Genomic DNA, 7,922 nt, shown 5'->3' on the forward strand with positions numbered 1-7,922 from the left:
CTGCCCCCGTCAGCCGGCCGTGGTCAGCAGGTGGCTGTTTCACTTGCACCGATGTTGGGCGGGGTCGAAACCGCAGTCCCGAAGTAGTCGCGGCCGCCGTTGTTTACGAGAGTTGCACCCGCGTGTCTCGCAGGCGAGGATGGCTGCAGGTTGTAACCCGTGGCCGTGCCCTGGCTGGCCACCGTTCCGGGGTTGCACATGAGCGGGTTGGCTGTGGTGCCTCCGGGGTTGGCGGGCTTGCTTGTGATCCATGACGACATGGTGTTGTTCTGGAAGGCGTATCCGGTGCTTGCGGCCAGGTTGAAAGAAGCGGCCCCGGTGCCGCCCTTGTAGATGATGTTGTTCCACATCTTGACGTCGCGGGTAGCGTTGACGTTTTCGTTCACGACGACTTGGCTGACACCGTTTCCGATGTAGATGGTGTTGTTGTACACCTGAGCGCCTGTTACCTGCCCGCTGCAGTTTTCGATGCCACGGTACTGATCGTTTTGGCTGACGTTGTAGCGGACAATCGTGCCGCTGTTGACGTTGGTGCCATAGGGGCAAAACAGGAAAAACCCGCCCTGGTTATCGTGGCTGAAGTTGTACTGGAAAGTCGCCTTAACGTTGCCGCCGTCGCTGTCGTAGGCCATGCCGTCTAGGTGGCCGATACCGCCGGACACGTCATTGAACTGGGCCAAGAAGCCGTCGCTGTTAAAGCTCCACAATCCCGCGTTATACGCGGTTGAGCGAACGTTGAAGCCCTTGATCACGTTATTTTCAGCGACCGCATCCCGGGTGGTGTTGAGGACAATTCCGTCCCCGCCAATATTCGTCAGGGTGTTACCCGCCACCCTCACCGCTGTGGCTGGCAACCAGTTGGGGGTGCTCGTGCAGGCCAGCTCAACCCGGCAGTTCCACGAGCTCAGCCGCATCACCACGGCCTGACGGTCAATGTCCGCCAGCTGGTTGTTGATGAGTTTGACGTCGTTGTACGTGGTCGGTGTGGTCTGCCCAGTAACGCGAAATGCTATGCCCTGAGAGCCGGCTGGCCCCTTCGTGTCATCGCCCCACACGTCATGGAGGTAGACGTTCCGGATGGTATAGCCGTTGCCGACCCCGAAGTCCTGAAGCTCAACATCGATGCCGCGGCGGTTCGTTCCCGGATTCGCGGCATTAACGATTTCAAGGTCCTGCAGGGTCACGTACTGTTGATTGAACAGGTATACAACTTTCGAGGCCCCGTTCCCATCCAGTACCGCCCGCCCGCTGGCCGTGCCGTAGGCGCCGATGGTGAAGGGCGCGGCCGCGCTTCCGGAGCCGGAAGTGCTCAGCGAGCCGATGCAGGTGGTGCCCTTCTTAAACAGCAGACTGTCTCCAGGGCCGAAGGTGAAGCCATTGACCTGAATGAGAGAATTCCAAGGCGACGCCTGGGTTCCCGCGCCGGCCGGCAAGGCCGAACAGTCCACGTAGTACGTTTGCGGGCTCCCCGGGGATGCAACGGCCGCGCCGGCTCCGGCGAGCTGGGCCGCGGCCAACGCAGCGGCCAGTAGCAAACCCGCTCCACGCAGTAATTTGTGCATGTCCATCTCCTTGGCCCCGCTTTGGGCGCGGCTGACTATGATACAAAGTTTATATTCTACTGTCCATAAAGCCTGTCTTGTAGGCGGTGCGGTATAATCAAAACACATAGTGGTGTGATAGACAACACAGCTAGTCGTATGATTCGTTTCCCGTCCTTACATCCCACGGCAGCGCCACCTGAACCGATCCAGCCAAAACCGGGCCTCCTCGGGCCCATCTAATGTGAGTCGAACAACCAATGACATCAGCAAACAAAGTTCAGGCACTCGTCACGGACAGGAAACTCACCACTTCACGGATCAAAGTCGGACTTGATATCGGAGGCACAAAGACAGAAGCAGTGGCAGTGGATGTTGACAACAACATCCTGGGGCGGCACCGTCGCCGGACCGGTCAAGGCAACGCCGAGGTCCTGAACACAGTCTTCACTCTTCTGGACGAATTGCGTTTGACTGTGGGCGTACCCACTCAGTCTCTGGAGTCCGTTGGAATCGGCATCCCCGGCACCGTCGACACCGAGGCAGGCGTCGTAACCCACTCTGCGAATCTGGCCATCCGCAGACTGGACCTTGCCCGTACCGTACGTCGACAGCTCGGAGTGGATTGCCGAGTCGAAAACGATGTCAATGCAGCAGCCCTTGGAGCGGCTCAACTGTTTGGCTCAGCTGGGGCAACAACCGCGTACCTGAATCTGGGCACCGGGCTTGCCGCCGGTGTTGTCCACAACAACCGTATTTGGCCTGGGCATTCCGGGGCCGCTGGGGAAATTGGTCACATACCCATCGATCCTGAGGGCCCGCGCTGCAAGTGCGGACAATCCGGATGCTTGGAACTTGTCGCCTCCGGATCAGCCCTGGCCCGACTTTGGCCGACGAAGGCTGAATATCCCGCCGCAGCGCTCTTTCGAGAGGCAACGGCCGGAAACTCAACGGCGATAGAAATCCAACAACGCTTTTTTGATGGTGTGGCCACCGCGATTCAAATCTTTGGCCTAACTTTTGATCCTGGATCGATCATTATCGGCGGGGGACTGAGCGCTCTCGGCCGTCCCTTACTGGAAGGAATCAAGGGAAAACTCGCGGAACGCTCATTGGTCTCGCCCTTCATGGACGCCCTCAAGATGGCCGGCAGGGTGCGACTTTTGCCGCCCGGTTCTGCAGCGGGATCAGTCGGCGCGGCTAATTTATCCTAGCCGTGCTCTGCCCCGGGCGATGCGTTGGCCCAACGGGCAGTCTCATCGTCTTCATTCAGAAAAGTAACCAAAATCCCAGGAGGGAAGCATGTAAATTGTGATCTGCCAAGACCACGATGCCGTTGGTAAGCTCGCAGCGGACAACATCGAGGATGTAGTCCGCCGGAAGCCGGCCGCCGTCCTGGAACTGGCCACAGGTTCTTATCCCGGGACCACCTACGATGAGCTGGCACGCAGGAACCGCAACGTCAGCTTTCGTTTGCGACGCCAGAGCGTTCGTGCTCGACGAATACATAGGTCTTCCCGAGTGGCATCCGGAAACTTACAAGCAGGTGATCCGCCGTGATGTCACGGACCGGCTCAACATAGCGGCGGCAAACGTGCTGGAGCCTGACGGAACTGCTCCTGCCCCGGACCTCGAGGCCTCAGACCATGAGCAGGCGATTCAGGCAGGCGGCATTGGCATCCAAATACTTGGAGTCGGAACAAACGGGCACATCGGCTTCAACGAACCAGGCTGTTCGCTCGGATCACGGACCCGAGTCAAGACCCTGCTTCCAAGAACACGATCGGACAAGGCCGCTTTTTCAAACACGAGGGAGACGTCCCGCATCACGTCATCACTCAGGTATCAGGACCATCATGGAATCCCGCAGCATAATCCTGGTGGCAACCGGGAAGCAGAAGGCCGAAGCTATTCCACGACTGGCGGGGAGCCCATCTCAACCATATGCCCGGGCTCCATCCTCCAGCTGCACCCCCGAACCTGGGTCGACATTGATGAAGCCGCCGCCTCGGGTTTGGCTCTGGCCGATTACTACCGCTACACCTACGAAAACAAGCCAGCGTGGCAGCTTTGAGAGCCGGGCGCTAAGTTCCGGGGCGACCGAGGTTCTCCGGCCGGCCTGAAATGTACCTGAGCGCTGGGTGGTGCGGTCACATTTTCAGTTGATCAGCGAGTTCGTCCCGCCCAGAACAGCTCGGTACCTGTGGGGCTGAATACCCGGCTGCTGGTTGGACCGATGCCGCCGGAATTGCTGGGATCTACGGGAGCCTGCCAGGAGACGGCCACGGCCCCGGTTTGCGAGTGGAGTCGCGAGTAGAGGTCGTCGGCAAGATGAGCGCGACCAGTGCGCCGCAGATGTTCCATGTATAGATCAGGATCGTTGTACAGGGCCGGCCCGTCTTGCAGTGTGGTCTGCATGGGGTCGGGCAGGCATCCGGGCCGTCCGGCATAAGTGTTCCACCACTGAGCCAGGCGCGAACGCATCTGGTCCGCCAGAGCTGGATCATCGTCGATGACGTTGCGTGTGAGGAAAGGATCCTCGGTGACGTGGAACAAGGATTCCCACTCGGCGCGGAAGGCGCCCGGGTGGTAGGTGCGAATGTACAGATGGTCCCGAGTGCGGACCGAACGCTGGTAGGTGTGGGCCCCGTGACCCAGTACCAGGTACTCACGTGAGGCAATATCGCGGCCGCGGATCACGTCGGCAAAGGATTCACCCTGCCACTTTTCGGGGATGGGAAGCCCCAAGAGGTCGCAGATCGTCGGTGCGTAGTCGATGTTGTAGAGGAGCGCGTCTGAGGTTGGAGCCTGAGCTGCCTGGTCCGTTAGCCCGGGCCACCGCATCAACAGGGGAAGGTGGTGGGTCGGTTCACTGGCGAGTCCGTGTTCTGCATAGGACCCCTGCTCACCAAAGGACTCACCATGATCGGCACTCACGACTATGGCGACCTCGTCAGCCAGCCCCATCCGGTCCAGTCCCTGGATCAACCGGCCGAACTCGCTGTCCCAATAGTGGATAGCGCCGTCATATCCATTGATGAGTGCTTCGTAGTCGGAGCGGGTGCGGATCTGCTGCGGGAAATTATGCGGAACGCGCCTCTGAAAGAGCCCGTCGGAATACATCAGATCAAGCGCAGAGCGCGGGCCATAGATTTCCGCATGTCCGTCGATCGCTGCCTGGTCCGGCCATTCGGGTGCCGGACCCGAAGCCGCGGCTTTCCGCGTCCATTCCTCAGACTGGAGGTAATCCATGTGTGGATCCCAGTACGTGAGGTGCAGGTACCAGTCGTCGGTGTCCTGGTGCTGGCCGATCCAGTCGAGGGCGCGGTCGGTGATGATGTCAGCAGGCTCGTCCCCCACCTCCGGCGTGGCCCGGATGCTCTCGCGGAAGTTCCCGAGGAAGTACCAGGCACGGTGCCTTTCGGCGAACGAGGAAACGGCGGCCGTCAGGTAGCCGTGGGCCCCCAGATGCTGCCCCAGCAGTGGTCGCCCCGGGACCAGGCCGTGGCCAGCATCGGCCCGGAAGCGTGCGGCCTCCCCATGGTGGCCAATTACCCCATTGGTTATTCCGAATTGTCCGGAAGTGAGCGCCGTCCGCGAGGGCATGCAGGGGGAATCCGAAGCATAGTAGCTGTCGAAACGGGCAGCGCCGTCGGCAAAAGCGTCCAGATGCGGGGTGATGTGACGCTGATAGCCGTAGGGACCGGTGTGGTCTGGCCGCAGGCTGTCGACGTCGACATAAAGGATCTTCACTGTGCGGTCCCTACTTCATCCTGGGCCAGGCCCGGGTCTTTGGCGGGCCGTGAGAATTCTTCAAGCTGTTCACTGAGCCGGGCATGCGCCATTTCGAGCCAGGTGAGATAGGTGGTGCCCAGGAGGTATGACCGCTCCCGGCCCAGGCGGATGAGCTCCTGGTGCCATACGACGTCGACGTCGATGGCGGCCTCGGACGGGTCAATGTCGTCAGAGTAGGCTTTCTCACGCTGCTGTCCGCGACGGAAGTCCAGTTCCGAGGTCAACAGTCTCAGAGCGATATCAGGGCCAAGTATCCCGGTCAGGAGAAACCGCATCTGAAAATCTGCGTCCAAGGGGCGAATCGTGGGTTCGTGGGGCGACTCCGCCCACTCCCGGAAGGCGGCAAGCCCCGGAGCCGTTAGGCTGTACACCTTTGCATCCGGACCGGTGCTGCGCTGATCGATACTGAGCTCAACCCAGCCCTTGTCCAAGCATTTGGTGAGCTGGCGGTAGATCTGTGATGGCTGGGGGCTGTAGCCAAAAAAGGGGCCCTCCTGAGTCAACCACTTATGCAGATCGTAACCAGCCATGGGCTTCCGCACCAGATGACCCAGGATGATGCACTCCAGTTTGTTGAGCAATGTACGCCTCCTTCGAACTATATGATTAAAATCATAGCAAAATCTTGCAATTCTCTGCAAAGACAGGGAAACTTCATGCAGAGGTTGTTGCAATTGCATATACACCCCTCCAGTCTTGCAGGGGTCTGGACGGCCATCGAAGCTTGTTAACGAAGGAGTTTTCATGAGTAGGCAGAACCGCGCGATCCACACTCTGGCACTTGCCACAGCCGGCGCGCTCTTCTTGGGTGGCTGCGGGACTGGTCCCAGCAACCAGGCGGCCCCAGCGACAACCAAGACGCATATGACCTTGACCTTGGGATCGGGCGTCGAACCCCAGTCACTTGATCCTGCACAGTCCCGCGAAGCGCAGTTTGTCCAGTACTTCCAGCCGGTGTTCGACACACTGATCCGGCGTGACGCGGCCGGCAAGATCCAGCCCATGTTGGCCACGAAGTGGGAGACCAGCGCGGACCAGAAGACAATCACCTTTACCCTTCGGGACGACGTTACCTTCACAGATGGAACCAAGCTGACCGCGGACGCCGTGAAAGGCAACCTGGAGCGTTTCAAGAACTCCAGCGGCCCGTTGGTTGCAGCCCTCACCGCCGTCGCAACCGTCGCCGTCGTCGATGCAAAAACAGTCAAACTGGTGCTTTCCAAGCCGGACCCGGCCCTCATCTATGCCCTTGGCGGCCCAGGAGGATACATCCAATCCCCGGCCAATTTTGATAGCCCCACCGTCAAGACCCAGCCCATAGGTTCTGGGCCGTATGCACTGGACCGGTCCGCGACCACTCCCGGGTCCCAGTACACGTTCACGAAGAATCCCAACTACTGGGACAAATCACTGCAAAAGTTCGACAAGATCATCATCAAACCGATGAAGGATGAGAACGCCCGGCTCAATGCTCTCCGATCAGGACAGATTGACGGCATGATAGCCACCCCCAAAACGGTCCAGGCCGCCAAGGGAGCAGGCGTTGACGTGCAGACCGTGCCGGGCGACTGGCAGGGGCTTTCCCTGTTCGACCGCGCCGGCCAGCTGACCCCCGAGCTGGGCAAAGTTGAGGTGCGCCAGGCCATCAACTACGCCGTCGACAAGAATGCACTTCTGAAAAGCGTTGGCCAAGGCATGGGCACCGTCACGGGCCAGATCTTCTCACCAGCGTCAGAGGCCTACGTCAAGGACCTCGACGGCGCCTACGCGTACGACACGGAGAAGGCCAAGTCGCTGCTGAAGACCGCGGGGCTGGAAAACGGCTTTACCTTGACGATGACCACTTCCTCGGACATGGACCCGGCACTGGCCCCGGCCATCCATGACCAGCTCGCGAAGGTTGGGATCACCGTCAAGTGGGTCGATATCCCTTCCGCCCAGTACCAGGCTGAACAGCAGTCGGGCAAGTATTCAGCTGCGTTCACGGCCTTTGCACAGCCGGTGGTGGCCTGGAGCAGCATCTCCGTTTCGGTGACGGAGGCCGCGCCCTGGAACATTTTCAAGTCCAGCACCGATGCGTCTAAAACGTTGCTGGCCTCCATCCTGGCCAGCCGCGGTGATGAAGCTGCAAAGAAGAACCAGGACATTAACAAGTACCTGGTGGACAACGCCTGGTTTGCCCCGTGGTACCGGATCGATCAGCCGTACTACAGCTCCAAGGAAGTAAAAGTCCAGGTGCAGAACGGGCAGCCGGTTCCGTCCATCTACAACTACGAGCCGGCCAAGTAACAGGAACAGGGCCGTCCCGTTGCTCCACCGTCGAATCAAGGAGTGCTAGTGGTTCTCTATATTTCCCGCCGGATAGGGGCGGGGGTAGCGCTCGTCATCTGTGCATCGTTCATTGTGTTTGCGCTCATGCTGGCCGACAGCGACCATATCGCCAGGAATCTGTTGGGGGACCAGGCAACCCAAGCCATGCTTGAGGCCAAACTGTTAGGCGTCGCAGTGTTTGACTGTGGCGCCGTCGGTTTCTGTGACGACGGGCCGGGCACGAAAACGCCCCGCTGGTTGTTTCCGGCGGGGCGT

6 protein-coding genes and 1 pseudogene are annotated in these 7,922 nt (G+C 59.9%); 4 read left to right on the forward strand and 3 right to left on the reverse strand.

The window, feature by feature from the left end; translation table 11 throughout:
* Nucleotides 1–23: 23 nt before the first annotated feature.
* Nucleotides 24–1,562: a right-handed parallel beta-helix repeat-containing protein gene (locus tag ABIB14_RS14555; protein ID WP_354236623.1), complete on the reverse strand. Its 1,539-nt coding sequence runs from the start codon at nt 1,560–1,562 to the stop codon at nt 24–26.
* A 239-nt stretch (nt 1,563–1,801) separates the two neighbouring features.
* On the opposite strand from ABIB14_RS14555, the gene ABIB14_RS14560 reads away from it, so the two are divergent.
* Together ABIB14_RS14560 and ABIB14_RS14565 are read left to right on the forward strand one after the other, a co-directional pair.
* Nucleotides 1,802–2,755 carry an ROK family protein gene (locus ABIB14_RS14560; protein WP_354236624.1) on the forward strand — a complete coding sequence of 318 codons (954 nt, stop codon included), beginning with the start codon at nt 1,802–1,804 and terminating at the stop codon, nt 2,753–2,755.
* Nucleotides 2,756–3,033: 278 nt separating this feature from the next.
* Nucleotides 3,034–3,615: a sugar phosphate isomerase family gene (locus ABIB14_RS14565; RefSeq protein ID WP_354236625.1), complete on the forward strand. Its 582-nt coding sequence runs from the start codon at nt 3,034–3,036 to the stop codon at nt 3,613–3,615.
* Between the two features lie 92 nt (nt 3,616–3,707).
* Here ABIB14_RS14565 and ABIB14_RS14570 read toward each other — a convergent pair whose 3' ends face one another.
* Together ABIB14_RS14570 and ABIB14_RS14575 are read right to left on the reverse strand one after the other, a co-directional pair.
* A complete protein-coding gene (locus ABIB14_RS14570) occupies nt 3,708–5,294 on the reverse strand; it encodes a sulfatase family protein (RefSeq protein ID WP_354236626.1) in 1,587 nt (528 codons plus the stop codon).
* Nucleotides 5,291–5,917 carry a PadR family transcriptional regulator gene (locus ABIB14_RS14575; RefSeq protein WP_354236627.1) on the reverse strand — a complete coding sequence of 209 codons (627 nt, stop codon included), beginning with the start codon at nt 5,915–5,917 and terminating at the stop codon, nt 5,291–5,293. The genes ABIB14_RS14570 and ABIB14_RS14575 overlap by 4 nt, the downstream gene beginning before the upstream one ends.
* A 163-nt stretch (nt 5,918–6,080) precedes the next feature.
* On the opposite strand from ABIB14_RS14575, the gene ABIB14_RS14580 reads away from it, so the two are divergent.
* Both ABIB14_RS14580 and ABIB14_RS14585 read left to right on the forward strand, forming a co-directional pair.
* Nucleotides 6,081–7,625, forward strand: a complete 1,545-nt coding sequence (locus ABIB14_RS14580; protein WP_354236628.1) for an ABC transporter substrate-binding protein — start codon at nt 6,081–6,083, stop codon at nt 7,623–7,625.
* A gap of 48 nt (nt 7,626–7,673) precedes the next feature.
* A pseudogene (locus ABIB14_RS14585) lies at nt 7,674–7,922 on the forward strand (hypothetical protein); the annotation flags it as partial.

This window comes from Arthrobacter sp. UYEF3, assembly GCF_040546245.1.
GTDB lineage: Bacteria > Actinomycetota > Actinomycetes > Actinomycetales > Micrococcaceae > Arthrobacter.

Bases quoted from the DNA above. Each gene is read 5' to 3' on its own strand.
- ABIB14_RS14580 (WP_354236628.1), top strand. From the start codon at position 6,081: ATGAGTAGGCAGAACCGCGCGATCCACACTCTGGCACTTGCCACAGCC.
- ABIB14_RS14560 (WP_354236624.1), top strand. From the start codon at position 1,802: ATGACATCAGCAAACAAAGTTCAGGCACTCGTCACGGACAGGAAACTC.
- ABIB14_RS14555 (WP_354236623.1), bottom strand. From the start codon at position 1,562: ATGCACAAATTACTGCGTGGAGCGGGTTTGCTACTGGCCGCTGCGTTG.